The 17,273-nt window shown below is 62.8% G+C and carries 18 protein-coding genes; 15 read left to right on the plus strand and 3 right to left on the minus strand.

The features are described 5' to 3' along the window. On the plus strand, window positions 1–1,145 hold a 1,145-nt coding region (locus AB4Z11_RS04275), incomplete at its 5' end, for a TonB-dependent receptor domain-containing protein (protein WP_442022967.1). Between the two features lie 124 nt (window positions 1,146–1,269). Here AB4Z11_RS04275 and AB4Z11_RS04280 read toward each other — a convergent pair. Further along, window positions 1,270–2,184, minus strand: a complete 915-nt coding sequence (locus AB4Z11_RS04280) for a LysR family transcriptional regulator (protein WP_442022968.1) — start codon at window positions 2,182–2,184, stop codon at window positions 1,270–1,272. Window positions 2,185–2,297: 113 nt separating this feature from the next. Between AB4Z11_RS04280 and AB4Z11_RS04285 the strand changes: the two genes are divergently transcribed. From AB4Z11_RS04285 to AB4Z11_RS04340, 12 genes are read left to right on the plus strand one after another with little or no spacing between them, the layout of a single operon-like run. Next, window positions 2,298–3,407, plus strand: a complete 1,110-nt coding sequence (locus AB4Z11_RS04285) for a muconate/chloromuconate family cycloisomerase (protein WP_442022984.1) — start codon at window positions 2,298–2,300, stop codon at window positions 3,405–3,407. 12 nt (window positions 3,408–3,419) lie between these two features. Beyond that, window positions 3,420–3,710 carry a muconolactone Delta-isomerase gene (gene catC, locus AB4Z11_RS04290; protein WP_442022969.1) on the plus strand — a complete coding sequence of 97 codons (291 nt, stop codon included), beginning with the start codon at window positions 3,420–3,422 and terminating at the stop codon, window positions 3,708–3,710. A 26-nt stretch (window positions 3,711–3,736) separates the two neighbouring features. Then, window positions 3,737–4,630 (plus strand): catechol 1,2-dioxygenase, encoded by an 894-nt coding sequence (gene catA, locus AB4Z11_RS04295; RefSeq protein WP_442022970.1) that lies wholly within the window; start codon window positions 3,737–3,739, stop codon window positions 4,628–4,630. Between the two features lie 11 nt (window positions 4,631–4,641). Further along, the gene (gene benA, locus AB4Z11_RS04300; RefSeq protein WP_442022971.1) at window positions 4,642–5,964 is read left to right on the plus strand and encodes a benzoate 1,2-dioxygenase large subunit; all 1,323 of its coding nucleotides are present in this window, start codon (window positions 4,642–4,644) and stop codon (window positions 5,962–5,964) included. Further along, window positions 5,961–6,443 (plus strand): benzoate 1,2-dioxygenase small subunit, encoded by a 483-nt coding sequence (gene benB / locus AB4Z11_RS04305; RefSeq protein ID WP_442022972.1) that lies wholly within the window; start codon window positions 5,961–5,963, stop codon window positions 6,441–6,443. The genes benA and benB overlap by 4 nt, the downstream gene beginning before the upstream one ends. A gap of 10 nt (window positions 6,444–6,453) precedes the next feature. Further along, the gene (gene benC / locus AB4Z11_RS04310; protein ID WP_442022973.1) at window positions 6,454–7,473 is read left to right on the plus strand and encodes a benzoate 1,2-dioxygenase electron transfer component BenC; all 1,020 of its coding nucleotides are present in this window, start codon (window positions 6,454–6,456) and stop codon (window positions 7,471–7,473) included. Then, entirely contained in the window at window positions 7,473–8,258 is a 786-nt protein-coding gene (locus tag AB4Z11_RS04315; protein ID WP_442022974.1) for a 1,6-dihydroxycyclohexa-2,4-diene-1-carboxylate dehydrogenase, read from the plus strand. The genes benC and AB4Z11_RS04315 overlap by 1 nt, the downstream gene beginning before the upstream one ends. After that, window positions 8,255–9,028 (plus strand): 3-oxoadipate enol-lactonase, encoded by a 774-nt coding sequence (pcaD, locus tag AB4Z11_RS04320; protein ID WP_442022975.1) that lies wholly within the window; start codon window positions 8,255–8,257, stop codon window positions 9,026–9,028. The genes AB4Z11_RS04315 and pcaD overlap by 4 nt, the downstream gene beginning before the upstream one ends. Before the next feature lie 10 nt (window positions 9,029–9,038). Next, window positions 9,039–9,707 (plus strand): 3-oxoacid CoA-transferase subunit A, encoded by a 669-nt coding sequence (locus AB4Z11_RS04325; RefSeq protein ID WP_442022976.1) that lies wholly within the window; start codon window positions 9,039–9,041, stop codon window positions 9,705–9,707. Further along, window positions 9,704–10,342, plus strand: coding sequence for a CoA transferase subunit B (locus AB4Z11_RS04330; protein WP_442022977.1), 639 nt, complete (start codon window positions 9,704–9,706; stop codon window positions 10,340–10,342). Before AB4Z11_RS04325 ends, AB4Z11_RS04330 begins: the two co-directional genes overlap by 4 nt. Window positions 10,343–10,351: 9 nt before the next feature. Beyond that, window positions 10,352–11,554, plus strand: coding sequence for a 3-oxoadipyl-CoA thiolase (gene pcaF, locus AB4Z11_RS04335; RefSeq protein WP_442022978.1), 1,203 nt, complete (start codon window positions 10,352–10,354; stop codon window positions 11,552–11,554). 1 nt (window position 11,555) lies between these two features. Continuing rightward, complete coding sequence (locus AB4Z11_RS04340; protein ID WP_442022979.1) at window positions 11,556–12,470, plus strand: LysR family transcriptional regulator; 915 nt, start codon at window positions 11,556–11,558, stop codon at window positions 12,468–12,470. Here the strand turns inward: AB4Z11_RS04340 and AB4Z11_RS04345 are convergent. Beyond that, complete coding sequence (locus AB4Z11_RS04345; protein WP_442022980.1) at window positions 12,467–13,351, minus strand: NAD(P)-dependent oxidoreductase; 885 nt, start codon at window positions 13,349–13,351, stop codon at window positions 12,467–12,469. The two genes, AB4Z11_RS04340 and AB4Z11_RS04345, sit on opposite strands and share 4 nt — an antisense overlap. Before the next feature lie 109 nt (window positions 13,352–13,460). Between AB4Z11_RS04345 and AB4Z11_RS04350 the strand changes: the two genes are divergently transcribed. Together AB4Z11_RS04350 and AB4Z11_RS04355 are read left to right on the plus strand one after the other, a co-directional pair. Next, a complete protein-coding gene (locus AB4Z11_RS04350) occupies window positions 13,461–14,819 on the plus strand; it encodes an MFS transporter (RefSeq protein WP_442022981.1) in 1,359 nt (452 codons plus the stop codon). A gap of 13 nt (window positions 14,820–14,832) precedes the next feature. Further along, complete coding sequence (locus tag AB4Z11_RS04355) at window positions 14,833–15,921, plus strand: porin (protein WP_442022982.1); 1,089 nt, start codon at window positions 14,833–14,835, stop codon at window positions 15,919–15,921. Here AB4Z11_RS04355 and AB4Z11_RS04360 read toward each other — a convergent pair. Next, a partial coding sequence (locus AB4Z11_RS04360; RefSeq protein ID WP_442022983.1) for a Gfo/Idh/MocA family protein occupies window positions 15,918–17,273 on the minus strand: 1,356 nt, incomplete at its 5' end. The genes AB4Z11_RS04355 and AB4Z11_RS04360 overlap by 4 nt on opposite strands.

Below are 17,273 nucleotides of genomic sequence, written 5' to 3' on the forward strand. Positions count from 1 at the left end.
AAACCACCCCGAGCGAAGCGCTGGAAGCTGGCGACATCGCCGGTCTGGGCGGCAGCGTTCCTCCAGTTGACCGCGAGCGCAAGATCAACTCGCTGTTCACCGAAACCAACGTGCCGGTGCTGAAGAACCTGGACCTGGGCGCAGCAGTGCGTTACGACCACTACGATGACGTAGGTTCGTCCACCAACTACAAGGCGAACGCTCGCTGGCAGCCAATCAAGCAAGTGGTGCTGCGTGCATCCGCTGGTTCGGGCTTCCGCGCTCCAACCCTGACCGACCTGTGGCAGCCGCAGACTGTGGGTTCTTCCGAGTCCTTCAACGACCCGGCAACCCACCAGAACCAGATCCAGGTGAACGCCCTGACCGGCGGCAACCCGGAYCTGAAGCCTGAGAAGTCGCGTCAGAAGTCCGTTGGTATCGTGCTGGCTCCGATCGACAACTTCACCGTTGGTCTGGACTGGTTCAAGATCAATGTGTCCGACATCCTGTCGACCCCATCGGCTCAGGAAGTGGTATCCCGCTTCCGCGCTGGCGATGCGGCTTACGCTAACTTCGTCACCCTGAACAGCAGCGGCCAGATCACCGGCATCAAGACCCTGCTGACCAACACCGGCGACGCAGTGGTGAAAGGCTTCGACCTGTTCGCGAACTACCGTAAGAACACCGATTACGGCCGCTTCGATGTGGCCCTGAACGGTACTTACATGGACCAGTTCGACCAGACCAGCCCAGGCGGCGATATCTCGCACAAAGTTGGCACCCTGGTTGACTCCGCAGGCAACCCAGTGCTGGGCGCCCAGAACGGCGGCGTAGTGCTGCGCTGGAAGCACACCCTGGCGACCACCTGGAGCAAAGACAAGTGGACCGCTACCGTCATCCAGAACTTCAGCTCGCGTTACGAAGCTGGCCACCGCTATGAAGATGACGAGCGCACCTTCATCGGCGCCAACGCTACGTACGATCTGAACGTGACCTACAAGCCAATCAAGCCACTGACCCTGACCGTTGGCGTGCGCAACCTGTTCGACAAGCAGCCTGAGATCTTCGTACCAGTGTCCAACCAGTTCCAATACGGTTACGACATCAACCAGTACGACCCACGCGGCCGCTTCCTGTACGTGAACGCATCCTACCGCTTCCAGTAATCGCTGATTACTCTTAGCCGGTTCGCAAAAGCCGCTCCTTCGGGAGCGGCTTTTTTTTAAACCCACGGCAGATGCAGGTGGCTGCCACATCGTGGCAGCCACCAGGGTTACGCCTCAGGTTTTCTTAAAGCTTTTCCTTCACGTGCGGGATGCCGAATTCGTCGTAGATCTCGTAGATCACAGCGAGCATGTTAACCAGTTCCTCGGACTTGTCCATATTGCGCACGCTGAACATTACCGGGGACACGGCCTGGCGGTCCGCCAGCGGGCGGTAGTGGATGTCGCGGCGCTTCATGCCATGCACGCTCTCCGGCACCACGGCGATGCCTTCTCCAGCAGCCACAAGGCCCACTGCGATTTGCAGTTCGCGTACTTCCATCACATTGCGCGGCTGGATGCCGTGGGCGCGGAACACTTCCAGCACCTGATCGGCGAAACTGGGACGCGGCGATTTCGGATAGACCAGCAGCGTCTCGCCCTGCAGATCCAGTAGCCGCAAGGGCTCCTCCGAATCGCTCAGCGCATGCCCGATCGGCAGCGCCACAATCAGGCGTTCTTCGCGCAGCACGATGCGGCGCACGCTGGGATCTTCCGCCTTCACGCGGCCGAAGCCCACGTCGATACGCCCCTCTTTCAAGGCCTTGAGCTGTTCCATGGTGGTCAGTTCGTTAAAAGTGACCTCCACCTGCGTATAGCGCGTGCGGAAGCGGCGTACGATCTCCGGCAGCAGGCCATACAGGGTCGAGGCCACAAAACCGATCGACAGCGTGCGCTCTACCTTGCCCACGCGCTGAGTCATGGTCTTCAGCGCGCCCACTTTCTCCAATAGCTCAGTAGCGTGAGCCTGGAAAAATTCACCTGCCTCGGTCAGGCGCAAAGGGCGCGAGCCCTTCTCGATCAGATCCACGCCCAACTCTTCTTCCAGCTGCTGGATCTGGCGGCTCAGCGGCGGCTGAGCGATGAACAAACGCTTGGCCGCGCGGGTGAAGTTTTTCTCCTCAGCGACAGCGACGAAATAACGCAGATGGCGTAGCTCCACGGCAACTCCTTAACCATACCTTCCAGGTATTGAATCATACCAACTCAGTGTTGGACTGCGCCTCTGGAGAGGCATATCTTGTCCATATCCGCAGCCCACTATATGCCATGAGTATGATCCAGAATATCGAAGTGATGCTGGCCAATGTGCCCACCATCCGCCCACACAAGCTCTCGGTAGCCACCATGAGCACTCAGACCCTGGTCCTGGTGCGCGTGCGCTGCGCCGACGGCATTGAAGGCTGGGGCGAAGCCACCACCATCGGCGGCCTGAATTACGGCGAAGAGAGCCCCGAGAGCATCAAGACCAATATCGACACCTACATCGCTCCGCTGATCGTCGGCATGGAAGCGAGCGAAGTCGCGAAAGCGATGGCGAAAGTGCGCCAGGTCATCCAGGGCAACCGCTTCGCCAAATGCGCGATCGAGACGGCCCTGCTGGATGCGCAGGCACGCCGCCTCGGCGTGCCGCTGAGCGAACTGCTGGGCGGCCGCGTGCGCGATGAACTGCCGGTGGCATGGACCCTCGCCAGCGGCGACACCAGCAAGGACATCGCCGAAGCCGAAAAAATGCTCGACATGCGCCGCCACCGCATCTTCAAACTGAAGATCGGCGCCCGCCGCGTGGAAGACGACGTGGCCCACGTCATCGCCATCAAGAAGGCCGTAGGCGAGCGCGCCAGCGTGCGCGTGGACGTGAACCAGGCCTGGAATGAACAGGATGCGATGCGCGCCATCGCCGCACTGCAGGACGGCGGCGTCGACCTGATCGAGCAGCCCGTGCGCGCCGAGAACAAAGCCGCCATGGCCCGCTTGGCCGCCACCTTCGCGGTACCGATCATGGCCGACGAAGCCCTGCATGGCCCGCTGGATGCCTACGCCATGGCGACCGCCTCCGCTGCCGACGTCTTCGCCGTGAAGATTACCCAGTCCGGCGGCCTGCTGCCCGCCGCGCAGGTCGCCGCCGTCGCCCAGCTGGCGGGCGTTGGCCTGTACGGCGGCACGATGCTGGAAGGCGGTGTTGGCACTGCGGCATCCGCCCAGCTGTTCGCCACCTTCAACAGCCTGGCGTATGGCACCGAGTTGTTCGGCCCCCTGCTGCTGACGCAAGAAGTGCTGCGGGAGCCATTGGTCTACAAGGATTTCATGCTGCAGGTGCCGCGCAAGCCCGGCCTGGGCGTTGAGCTGGATATCGAAAAGATCCAGTACCTGCAAGCGCAATAAAGGAGAACCACGATGCTGTTCCATGTACGAATGAACGTGAACCTGCCGCCGGATATGCCGGAACAGCAGGCCACGCAACTCAAGCTGCGCGAGAAGGAACTGGCGCAAGAACTGCAACGCAGCGGCAAATGGCGCCACCTGTGGCGCATCGCCGGCCAGTACGCCAACTTCAGCGTGTTCGACGTGGAGAGCGTCGACGAGCTGCACAACACGCTGATGTCGCTGCCGCTGTTTCCCTACATGGCCATCGAAGTCGCCCCGCTGTGCCGCCACCCATCATCCATTCGCGACGACGATCGCTAACACCACACTAACAAGGAGACTTTGTCATGACTCATACTGAAATTGATGCACTGGTCAAAAGCTGGATCGTCGATACCGCAACCCGCCCTGTCAATCCGCGCGTACAGCAAATCGCGGTGCGCCTTCTGGGTGACCTGTACAAGGCGATTGAAGACCTGGACATCCAGCCGAGCGAAGTGTGGAAAGGCCTGGAATACCTGACCTTCACCGGCTCGCGCAATGAATTCGGCCTGCTGGCGCCGGGCATTGGCCTGGAGCGCTTCCTCGATATGCGCGCCRACGAAGCCGAAGCGAAAGCCGGCCTGACGGGCGGCACGCCGCGCGCCATCGAAGGCCCGCTGTACGTGGCTGGCGCACCGGAATCGGTCGGCTACGCGCGCCTGGACGACGGCACCGAGAGCGAACAGGCCGAAGTCCTGTTCATGCAGGGCATCGTGTACGGCAAGGACGGCAAGCCGGTACCGAATGCCAGGGTCGAAGTGTGGCACGCCAACCTGATGGGCAATTATTCCTTCTTCGATAAGTCGCAATCCGCTTTCAATCTGCGCCGCTCCATCATCACCGACGAGCAAGGCCGCTACCGCTTCCGCAGCATCATGCCGATGGGTTACGCCTGTCCACCGGACGGCGCCACGCAGCTGTTGCTGGACCAGCTGGGCCGCCACGGCAACCGCCCCGCCCACATCCACTTCTTCGTTACCGCCAATGGCTACCGCAAGCTGACCACCCAGATCAATATTGACGGCGACGAATACCTGTGGGACGACTTTGCCTTCGCCAGCCGTGAAGGACTGGTGCCGGAGGTGAAGCGCACCGGCGGCGCCGAACCGCACGCCACGATCGACTTCGATTTCCATCTGCTGCCGGAAGCGGTCACCGCACCGTCCGCAGAAGTACAGCGCGTGCGCGCCGCAGCGTAAGGAGCAAGGCCATGCAAACCCTGGATGATTTCCTCGTCGAAGACAAGGCCAAGGGCGACTATCGCCTGAACCGCAGCGCCTTCACCGACCCCGAACTGTTCGAGTTGGAGATGAAGCACATCTTCGAAGGCAACTGGATCTACCTGGCACACGAAAGTCAGATCCCGAACACCAACGATTACTACACGACCCATATGGGCCGCCAGCCGATCTTCATCGCTCGCAACCGCCAGGGTGAGCTGAACGCCTTCATCAACGCCTGCAGCCACCGCGGTGCACAGCTGTGCCGCCACAAGCGCGGCAACAAGGCCACCTATACCTGCCCCTTCCACGGCTGGACCTTCAACAACAACGGCAAGCTGCTGAAAGTGAAAGACCCGGAGGAAGCGGGCTATCCGGAGTGCTTCAACAAGGAAGGCTCGCACGATCTGAAGAAAGTGGCGCGTTTCGAGAACTACAAGGGCTTCCTGTTCGGCAGCCTGAATTCCGATGTGCCGCCGCTGACTGAATTCCTGGGCGAGGCGGGAAAGATCATCGACATGATCGTCAATCAGTCGCCGGATGGACTGGAAGTCTTGCGCGGCGCGTCCACCTACACCTTCAACGGCAACTGGAAGCTGCAGGCCGAGAATGGCGCGGACGGCTATCACGTCTCCGCCGTGCACTGGAACTACGCCGCCACCACCAACCACCGCAAGCAGGCCGAGGCCGGGGACAATGTCCGCGCCATGGATGCCGGCAAATGGGGCAAGCAGGGCGGCGGTTTCTACGCTTTCGAGAACGGCCATATGCTGCTGTGGAGCCGCTGGGCGAATCCGGAAGACCGTCCCAATTTCCCGCGCCGCGAGGAATTCGCCTCGCAGTTCGGCGGTCCGATGGCGGACTGGATGATTGAGCGCTCGCGCAATCTCTGCCTGTATCCGAACGTATACCTGATGGACCAGTTCGGCTCGCAAATCCGCGTGCTGCGTCCGATCTCGGTGGACAAGACTGAAACCACCATCTACTGCATTGCCCCGAAAGGCGAATCCGCCGAGGCGCGTGCGCGCCGTATCCGCCAGTATGAGGACTTCTTCAACGTCAGCGGCATGGCAACGCCGGACGACCTGGAAGAATTTCGCGCCTGCCAGGCTGGCTATGCCGGTTCAGCCATGAAGTGGAACGATATGTGCCGCGGCTCCGAACACTGGATCGACGGCGCCGATGAAGCGGCCAAAGAAATCGGCCTGAAACCGGTCATGAGTGGCGTGAAGACCGAGGACGAAGGCTTGTACACCGTGCAGCACCGCTACTGGCTGAAGGTGATCACGGATGCCAAGGAGTCCGGCAAATGAATATCGAAGACATCCGCGCCTTTCTGTACCGCGAGTCCCGCTTGCTGGACGATGAGCTGTGGGACGATTGGCTGGAATGCTACGCCCCCACCGCTCGCTTCTGGATGCCGTCCTGGGACGACGACGACCAGCTGATTACCGATCCGGAGCGCGAAATCTCGCTGATCTTCTATCCGAATCGCCAGGGTCTGGAAGACCGCGTGTTCCGCATCAAGACCGAACGTTCCAGCGCCACCATGCCGGATACCCGCACCAGCCACAACATCAGCAATGTGGAAGTGGTGAGCCGCGAAGGCGGCACCGTCACCGTGCGCTTCAACTGGCACACGCTGAGCCACCGCTACAAGACGGACTTCAGCTACTTCGGCATGTCGCGCTACATCATCGACCACAGCGGCGGCACGCCGCGCATTGTTGACAAGTATGTCGTCCTGAAAAACGACTACATCAACCAGGTCATCGACATTTATCACATCTGAGAGGCACGCCATGACGTACAACATCGCTCTTCAATTCGAAGACGGCGTGACCCGCTTCATCAGCTGCGAAGCAGGCGAGAAGCTGGCCGATGCCGCCTACCGCCAGAAGGTCAATATCCCGCTGGATTGCCGCGACGGCGCTTGCGGCACCTGCCGTGGCCACTGCGAGTCCGGCAACTATGACATGCCGGAGTCCAGCTATATCGAAGACGCGCTCACGCCGGAAGAGGCAGCGCAGCGCCAGGTGCTGGCCTGCCAGATGAAACCGACTTCGGATTGCGTGGTGAAGATTCCCGCCACTGCGGCTTCGTGCAAGACCGGCGTAACCCGCCATGCGGGCAGCGTCGCCGCCGTGCGCCAGCTGTCCGCCACCACCATCGGCTTCTCGATCGACCTTGAGGCGCCGGACGCGCTGACCTTCCTGTCCGGCCAGTATGTGAACGTTGAAATCCCCGGCACCGAACTGACGCGCTCCTATTCCTTCAGCTCCCAGCCCGGCGCACGCCAGGTTGAATTCGTGGTGCGCAATGTGCCGAACGGCCGCATGAGCAGCTACCTGTGCGGCGACGCGGCTCCCGGCCAGCCGATCGGATTCTCCGGCCCCTTTGGCTCCTTCTATCTGCGTCCCGTACAACGTCCCGTGCTGATGCTGGCTGGGGGCACCGGCATCGCACCTTTCCTCGCCATGCTGCAGGTGCTGGACGAACAGGGCTTCACACATCCCGTGCACATGGTGTTCGGCGTGACCAATGACGAAGATCTGGTGGCGCTGGAAGAGCTGGACCGCATCGCCGTCGCCAACCCGCAATTCAGCTACCGCACCTGCGTCGCCGCGCCCGCAAGCGCGCACGCGCGCAAGGGCTACGTCACGCAGCATGTCGACGACGAATGGCTGAACGGCGGCGATGTGGATGTCTATTTGTGCGGCCCAGTGCCGATGGTCGATGCGGTGCGCAAGTGGCTCGGCGAAATCGGCGTAACGCCTGCGAACTTCTATTTCGAGAAGTTCTCGGCCAGCAGCGGAGCGTGATGATGCTGAAACAACGATTCCATGGACAGAGCGTGATTGTCACCGGCGCCGCGCAAGGCATCGGCCGCGGCGTGGCACTGGCGATGGCGGCTGAAGGTGCGCGTCTGGTGCTGGCCGACCGCTCGGAGCTGGTGTACGAAGTTGCCGACGAGGTCCGGGCACTTGACGCACAAGTCGCCGTTGTCACCGCCGATCTCGAAACTTATGCCGGCGCGGCCGCCGTGGCCTCCGCCGCGCACGAAGGCTTCGGCGGCATCGACGTTCTGGTCAACAATGTTGGCGGCACAATCTGGGCCAAGCCCTACCAGGCTTACCAGCCGGAAGAGATCGAAGCCGAAATCCGCCGCTCGCTCTTCCCCACGCTGTGGTGCTGCCGCGCCGTACTGCCGGCAATGATTGAGCAGGGAGCTGGCTCCATCGTCAACATATCCTCCATCGCCACGCGCGGCATTTACCGCATTCCCTACTCCGCTGCAAAAGGCGGCGTGAACGCGTTGACGGCCGCACTGGCCTTTGAACACGCAGGCGACGGCATCCGCGTCAACGCCGTTGCTACCGGCGGCACGGAAGCGCCGCCGCGCAAAGTGCCACGCAATCCCAAGCCGCTCAGCGACCAGGAAAAAGTCTGGTATCAGGGCATTGTCGACCAGACCATCGCGTCCAGCCTGATGCACCGCTACGGCACGATCGACGAGCAAGTGGGCGCCATCCTGTTCCTCGCGTCGCCTGAAGCATCCTATATCACCGGCACGGTGTTGCCGGTCGGCGGAGGAGATCAGGGATGAAAACCGGCCTCACCCCAGCAGGCACCTGGTATCGCGTCGACGGCCAGTCCGACAAGCCTTGCCTGCTGTTCTCCAACTCCCTCGGCACCGACTTGCGCATGTGGGATTTGCAAACGGACGCTTTCGCCGAACGCTTTCAGGTCATCCGCTACGACACGCGCGGCCATGGCCGCTCCACCGCGCCACAGGGACCATACAGCCTGGCGCAACTGGGAGGCGATGTGATCGAGCTGCTGGACCATCTCGACGTGCAGCGCGTTCACTTCTGCGGCATCTCCATGGGCGGCGCCATCGGCCAGTGGCTGGGCGCGCATGCCGAAGACCGTATTGGCCGCCTGGCCATCGCCAACACCGCCGCGCGCATCGGCAGCGCCGATGGCTGGAAAACGCGCGCTGCCAATGTGCGGCTCTATGGCCTGGGTGGTATCGCATCCGGCGCACCGGAACGCTGGTTCACGCCTGCTTTCGCCGCACGCGAAGCCACCCTGGTCAGCGGCCTGGTAGACGCCATGGCCAGCGGCAGCGCAGAAGGCTACGCCGCCTGCTGCGATGCGCTGGCCGCCGCCGACCAGCGCGACGACGTGCGCCGCATCGCCCTGCCCACGCTGGTCATCGCAGGCGAAGCCGATCCTGTCACCACCGTGAATGACGCGCTCTTCCTGTACGAGCGCATTCCAGGCGCGCAGCTCTCGGTGCTGCCGGCATCGCACATCTCCAATATCGAAGCTGCATCCGCGTTCAATGACGCGCTGTCCAGCTTCCTGCAATAGAAAGCCAGACATGATCAACAAGACATTCGAATCGATGCGGCAAGCCGTCGCGGACATTCACGACGGCGCCACCGTCATGATCGGCGGCTTCGGCAACGCGGGCATGCCGTCCGCGTTGATCGACGCGCTGATTGACCAGGGCGCGCGCGAACTCACCATCGTCAACAACAACGCTGGCAATGGCGAAACCGGGCTAGCCGCGCTGCTGCGCGAACGCCGTGTGCGCAAGATCGTCTGCTCCTTCCCGCGCCAGGCTGACTCGCACCACTTCGACGCGCTCTACCGCGCGGGTGAAATCGAGCTGGAGCTGACACCGCAAGGCAATCTGGCCGAGCGTATCCGCGCCGCCGGCGCAGGCATCGGCGGCTTCTTCTCGCCGACCGGCTACGGCACGCCACTCGCGGAGGGCAAAGAGACACGCCTCATCAACGGCCGCCACTACGTGCTGGAATCGCCCATCCACGCCGACTTCGCGCTGATCAAGGCGCTGCGCGGCGACCGCTGGGGCAATCTGGTCTATCGCAAGACCGCCCGCAATTTCGGTCCCGTGATGGCGATGGCGGCCAAGGTCACGATCGCGCAGGTGAAGGACATCGTCGCACTGGGTGAACTCGATCCCGAAATTATCGTCACGCCCGGCATCTTCGTACAGCGCGTCGTCAAGGAGAGCAAACTGTGAACCGCTTCAGCCGCGAACAAATGGCCGCCCGCGTGGCGCAAGACATCCCGGAAGGCGCTTACGTCAACCTCGGCATCGGCCTGCCAACCAAAGTCGCCAACTACCTGCCCGCCAAGCGCGAGGTTTTCCTGCATAGCGAGAATGGCGTGCTGGGCATGGGTCCCGCACCCGCACCGGGCGAGGAAGACGATGACCTGATCAACGCGGGCAAGCAGCCCGTCACCCTGCTCACCGGCGGCGCCTACTTCCACCACGCCGATTCCTTCGCCATGATGCGCGGCGGCCATCTCGATATCTGCGTGCTGGGCGCGTTCCAGGTGTCTGCAACGGGCGACCTCGCGAACTGGCACACCGGTGCACCGGATGCGATCCCCGCTGTCGGCGGCGCCATGGACCTGGCGATCGGCGCCAAGCAGGTATTCGTGATGATGGAGCACCAGACCAAGGCCGGCGAAAGCAAGATCGTCCCGCACTGCACCTACCCGCTGACGGGCATCGGCTGCGTAAACCGCATCTATACCGATCTGGCTGTGCTGGACGTGGTACCCGGCGGCTTGCGCGTGATCGACATGGCGCAAGGCCTGAGCCGCGCGCAGTTGCAGGAAGTGACCAGCGTACCGCTGCTGTGGGAATAAGGAGAGAACATGAACGAAGCATTCATCTGCGACGCAGTCCGCACACCCATTGGCCGCTACGGCGGCGCACTGAAAGATGTGCGCGCCGACGATCTTGGCGCCATTCCGTTACGCGGCCTGCTGCGCCGTCATCCGAATCTGGACTGGGAAGCGGTGGACGATGTGATCTACGGCTGCGCCAATCAGGCCGGCGAAGATAATCGCAACGTGGCGCGCATGTCCTCGCTGCTGGCGGGCTTGCCGCAATCGGTGTCCGGCACGACCGTCAACCGCTTGTGCGGCTCCGGGATGGACGCTGTCGGCAGCGCAGCGCGCGCCATCGCCAGCGGCGAAGCCTCGCTCATGCTGGCAGGCGGCGTGGAATCCATGACCCGCGCGCCATTCGTGATGGGCAAGGCCGACAGCGCGTTCTCGCGCAACGCCAGTTTGCAGGACACGACCATGGGCTGGCGTTTCATCAATGCGCGGCTGAAAGAGCTGTATGGCGTCGACACCATGCCCGAAACAGCGGAAAACGTGGCCCAGGCTTACAACATCAGTCGCGAGGATCAGGACAAATTCGCGCTGGCCAGCCAGCGCAAAGCCGCAGCCGCCATCCAGCTCAATGTATTCGCACGCGAAATCGTACCTGTGCTGCTGCCAGCGAAGAAGGGCGACCCGGTCACCTTTGCGCGCGACGAGCATCCTCGCGAGACTACACTGGAAGTGCTGGCCGGACTGCGCGGCGTGGTGCGCGCCGGCGGCACCGTCACCGCCGGCAACGCATCCGGCATCAACGACGGTGCCTGCGCCTTGCTGCTGGCCAGCGGCGTGGCAGCAAGGCGCCATGGCCTGACGCCAATCGCGCGCATCGTTGGTGCGGCGACGGCAGGCGTGGAACCGCGTGTGATGGGTATCGGTCCCGTGCCTGCGGTGCGCAAGCTGATGGACAGGCTGAAGATGACCATCAGCCAGATGGACGTGCTGGAACTGAACGAAGCCTTCGCCGCGCAAGCCCTGGCGGTAGCGAGATCCTTCGGCCTGGACGACAGCGATCCGCGCATCAACCCAAACGGGGGCGCCATTGCGCTCGGCCACCCGCTCGGCATGAGCGGCGCACGGCTGCTGACGACAGCGGCTTACCAGCTGCGCGATACGGGCGGACGCTATGCACTGTGCACGATGTGCATCGGCGTGGGACAAGGTATTGCAGCCGTAATCGAGCGGGTGTGAGATGGAAATCCGCCATCTGCGCTATTTCCTGGCCGTGGCGGAAGAGAAAAACTTCACGCGGGCGGCGCAGCGGCTGTTCATCGCTCAGCCGCCCCTGAGCCGCCAGATCCAGCAGCTGGAGGAAGAACTTGGCGTTCCACTGTTCGAAAAGGGATCGCGCCCGCTACGGCTCACCGAAGCGGGCAAATTCTTTCAGGCGCACGCGCAGAGCATGCTGGAAAAGATGGCCGACATGAAAACCATGACCCAGCGCGTGGGCAAGGTCGGTGAGACGCTCTCGATCGGCTACGTCGCGTCCACGCTATACGGCTTGCTGCCGGAAATCGTGCGGCGCTTCCGCGAGCGCCACAAAGGCGTGCACATCACCTTCCACGAAATGACGACGATGGAACAGATGCGCGGCCTGAAGGATGGCAGCATCGACGTCGGCTTTGGCCGCGTGGTGCTGGAAGACCCGTTCATCCGCCGCATTCTGCTGCGCGAAGAACGGCTGATCGTCGCCCTGCCCATCGGCCATCCCTTGGCGGCGCCGGAAAGGCCGATCAGGTTGATCGAACTGCTACCCGAAAACCTGATCGTCTACCCGCAGTCGCCTCGCCCCAGCTTCGCCGATCAGGTGCTGGCGGCCTTCAGCGCGCGCTCGCTGCGTCCGGAGCACGTGATGGAAGTGCGCGAACTGCACATTGCCATCGGCATGGTGGCTGCAGGCCAGGGCGTCTCCATCGTACCGGACAGCCTGCAAGGCATGCGGCGCAGCGACGTGCTGTATCGGGAAATCGAAGACATGCACGCCGTTTCACCCATCCTCTTCAATATGCGCCTGATGGACCGCTCCGAAGAACTGCGCAACATTCTGCAAACGATTTACGACATCTACGACGCACGCGGCATCGCGCACGTGAAGGAGGAACTCTAGTTCTTCAGTTGGCCGGAGCGGCGCAGGCTGGTACGCGACAGCGCAGCCCAATCCTTATGGCCATCGCCGTGGGCGAGGCTCTCGATATGGGTATCGCGCAGCACACTGGCCAGCGGCAGCGGAACGTTGACCTGCTCCGCGGCTTCCAGCGCGAGCCGTACGTCCTTCAGGCCCAGGGACAGTTTAAATCCTGCCGGTTCGAATCGCTCCTGTGCGATCGCGCCACCGTAGCCCTGATAGACCGGCGCCGCAAAGACGGTCGACGTGGCCAATTCCAGGAAACCGGTCTTGTCCACGCCATGGCCCTGCACCAGCGCCGCCGCTTCACTCATCGTGCCAATAGCGCTGGCGATCATGAAGTTTACTGCCAGCTTGGCCGCATTGGCCTGCTCCGGGCGATCGCCAAAGGGCCAGGTTTTCTGGCCGAGCACATCGAACAGCGGCTGCACCTTGTCCAGTGCCGCAGCATCGCCAGCGGCCATGATATTCAGCTTTCCGGCTTCAGCCACATTCACCCGGCCCAGCACCGGCGCCGCGATATAGCCAATGCCATGCTGGCGATGCAGCTCGGCCAGTTCTACCGCCAGGTTCACCGACACAGTCGCCATATTCACGTGAATCGCGCCTGGTTTGAGTTTCAACAGCGCCTGCGACCCGACCACCGCGGCGCGCGTGGCGTCGTCGTCAGCCAGCATGGAAATCAGCACATCGGCATCTGCCGCTGCGTCGGCAGGACTCGCCGCGGCCGTGGCGCCAAGGGCCGCCAACCGCGCGCGCGGTTCAGGCGAGCGATTCCAGGCGTGGACAGAGTGACCGGCCTTCAACAAATTAGCGGCCATGGGAAAACCCATGGTGCCGAGACCAAGAAAAGCGATTTTCATATTCGATACCTTAAAGGTTGTGGATCACGACTACATCAGTATTAGACGGCGTAACAGCCCTTTCGTAGTATGGATTTACATCACAACAATTCCACAAAAGGAGACACCGATGTATTCCCATGCTACCGCTGTTGCGGATTCTCCGCACACGACGCTCAATGTGCAGGCTCTGATTGACGAGAGCCGCATGTCGCCGTTTCAGTACGCAGTCCTCTTCCTCTGCTTCACCGTGCTCGCGCTGGACGGTTTCGACACAGCCGCTATCGGCTATGTCGCACCCGCGCTGGTGGCCAAATGGGGCGTCGCCCGCTCCGCACTGGCGCCGGTTCTGAGCGCCGCCCTGTTCGGCCTCGCATTTGGCGCGATGGCCGCCGGCCCGGGCGCCGACCGCTTCGGCCGCAAACCGGTGATCCTGGTTTCCACGCTGGGATTCGCCATCTTCAGCGCGCTCACCGCCTACGCCGGCTCCATCCAGACCATGGCCGTGCTGCGCTTCCTTACCGGACTTGGCCTCGGCGCGGCAATGCCGAATGCGGTCACCCTGATGGCGGAACTGGCTCCCGCGCGGCGCCGCTCCTTCATCGTGAACTCGGTGTATGTCGGCTTTCCGCTCGGTGCGGCGCTGGGCGGCTTCGTTGCGGCGGGCATCATTCCCAAATACGGCTGGGAGAGCGTGTTCCTGCTGGGTGGCRCATTGCCCCTGCTCTTCCTGCCGGTGATGGCCAAACTGCTGCCGGAATCCGTCGCCTACATGGTGGTGCGCCAGTACCCCGCATCGGCGGTGGCGGCGGTCCTGGCACGGATCTGCGGCAAAGACCTCGGCCACGTCACGCGCTTCGTGGCCGGCGACGGCGGCAAAGCGCCCGCAGCGAAAGGCTCGCTGGCGCAAGTGCTGTCCGGCCGCTATCTGCTGCCATCGGTCACGCTGTGGACCACTTACTTCATGGGGCTGCTGATCTTCTATCTCCTGACCAGCTGGATGCCGCTGATGATGAAAGACGCCGGCTTCTCCATCGAAAAGGCAGCGTTGCTCTCTGCCCTGTTCCCGCTCGGCGGCGGTATCGGCACGCTGGCCGGCGGCTTGCTGATGGACCGCTTCAATCCATCCCGCGTGCTGGCCTTCACCTATCTCGCTGCCGCAGTGCTGCTGGTCGCAGTCGGGCAAAGTCTGAGTGGCGGGAACGTCGCAGCCTTCGCCGTGCTGGTTTTCGCCGCCGGCACCATGGTCACCGGCGCGCAAGCTTCACTGCCGGCGCTGGCGGCGCCGCTCTATCCGACCCAGGCCCGCGCCACCGGCATCGCCTGGATGCTTGGCGTAGGACGCTTCGGCGGCATTCTCGGCGCCATGATCGGTGGCGTACTGCTTGGCATGCAGCTTCCCTTCAGCGTGATTCTCGCCCTGCTGGCCGCACCCGCACTCATCGCCATGACCGCACTGGCCATCCTGGCCAAGCGCACCAGGAACTAATCAAGGAGACAAAATGAAGTACGCACTCTGCGGCGCAGCAGCGCTGCTGGGCGGTATCGCCACGTCCACGGCATCCGCGCAGAACGTTACCGTGTACGGCCTGTTCGACGCCGCCGTCGCTCACGTCACCAATGTCAACGCCGCCGGCGATTCGATCACCAAGATGCCGTCGCTGACCGGCTCCCTGCCCTCGCGCATCGGCTTCCGCGGCACGGAAGATCTGGGCGACGGCCTGCAAGCCGTGTTCACGCTGGAGAACGGCTTCGCACCGGACGCCGGCACCCTGGGCCAGGGCGGCCGTCTGTTCGGGCGGCAGGCCTCGATTGGCCTGAAAAGCAAATACGGCACGCTGACGCTGGGCCGCCAGATCAATATGACGTACCTCGCCACCCAAAAGTCGGACGTGCTGGGTCCAAACCTGTTCTCAATCAGCAGCATCGACCTATATCTGCCGAATGCGCGCAGCGACAATGCCATTGGCTACCTGGGCCAGTTCAACGGCTTTACCGCCGGCGCCACCTATAGTTTTGGCCGCGATGTATCAGCGGCTGGCGGACCTTCCGCCACCGGCTGTGCGGGTGAAGTGGCGGGCAATCCACGTGCCTGCCGCCAGGTCACGGCGCTGCTGGGCTATGAACAAAGCCGTTTTGGCGTGACCACCTCCTACGACATCCTGTACGGTGGTCCCGGTGCGGCGGGCGGCCTCACGAGCAGTACAAACAGCGACCGCCGTATCACGCTGAACGGCTGGGCAATGGCGGGGGAGGCGAAGATTGGTGGCGGCGTGGTGGCGCGCCGCACGGCAGCTGCAACCGCGTTGACGGAATCGAATCTCTACTACCTCGGCGTCAGCTACCCGATCATGCCGCAGCTCGTGCTGGATGCGCAGCTGGCTTACCGGAATGCGAAGCATAGCGACGACGATGTAAAGATGGCCGTTGCGCGGGTGATGTATTACCTGTCCAAGCGTACGGCCACTTACGTCGGCATCGGCCACCTGAAAAACGAAGGCGCCTCCGCGGTCGCACTGGATGCAGGCGGCACGGCAGGCGCAGGGAAGACGCAGAACGGCGTGATGGCCGGTCTGCGCCACCTCTTCTAGTAGCGGTCGCCGAAAGCGAAGATCGGTTTGCGGTTACACCACTGGCCGTTGGTGAAGTCAGGGAAGTCCAGCGTTGCGAAATTCTGGGCGACCGACTGTTCGGACAGCGGCGTGATCGCGCTCCACGTTACCGCATCGTAGATATCGATCGGCATTGGCGCCTGCGCCTTCAGCGCTTCAACGAAGGCATGAATGACGAAGAAGTCCATGCCGCCGTGACCGGCGCCGGCAGCCTGCTCGCCGTACTTGCGCCACAGTGGGTGCTCGTACTTGTCCTGCCAGGCCTGGAAATCGTCCCACTGGTGCGGCTTGGTCTGGCCCTCGACGTGGATGGAATGGTTCACGTCCATCCACAGGCCATTCGTACCCTGCACGCGGAAGCCCAGCGAGTATGGGCGCGGCAGCGATGTATCGTGCTGCAGCAGGATGGTTTCGCCGTTTTCCGTGGACAGCGTGGTGGTCACGATATCGCCCAGGCTGAACTTCACTTGCGCGTTCGGGTGATCCCGGCCGCCCTGTTTGACGACGTAATCGTGCAGGCCGCGCGCCTTGGTGGCGAAGCTGTTGATGCGCGTGAAGCGGTTGCCGCGGTTGATGTTGGTGTACATCGCGCAAGGCCCGATGCCATGGCTCGGATACAGTTCGCCATTGCGCTTCACCGAGTGCTCGGTGCGCCAGTGCGCTTCGGAGAAGCCTTTCGCACCGAATTCCACGCCGCCGCCATAAGGTTTGGCCGGGTCGCCGCTATTGAACTTCACCGCACGCAGATCATGCTGGTAACCGCCCTGCAGGTGCACCAGCTCACCGAACACGCCGGCGCGCACCATTTGCAGTACCGACATCACATCGCGGCGGAAGCACACATTTTCCAGCAGCATATAGGGTGTATTGGTCTTCAGCTGGGTGTTCAGCACATCCCAGTGATCCTGCAGCGTGATGCCCGCCACGACTTCACAGCCAACCGGCACTTTGGCCTGCATGGCGGCGATCGCCATTGGGGCATGCCACTCCCACGGCGTGGCAATGATCACACCGTCCAATGCCTTCGAATCCAGCATGCGCTTATAGGCTTGCGGATCACGGTCGTCACCAAAAGTACGCGGACGCGGCTTACCTGCTTTCTCAGCCTGCGCCAGCGCACGGCCCAGCATGACCGGATCGATATCGCACAGCGCCACCACTTCCACGTCGTCGCGGCGCAGCAGCTCTTTCAGCAGCACCTGGCCGCGCATGCCGGTGCCGATCATGCCGATGCGCAGGCGCTCGCGGCCCGCCGCGGCAAAGGCGCGCGGCAGCATCAGGCCGCCCGCCAGCGCGGCGCCGGCGGTGAGGAAGTTTCGTCGATTGAATTG

The sequence above is a fragment of the Pseudoduganella sp. RAF53_2 genome (assembly GCF_052113985.1).
Taxonomy (GTDB): domain Bacteria; phylum Pseudomonadota; class Gammaproteobacteria; order Burkholderiales; family Burkholderiaceae_D; genus Rugamonas.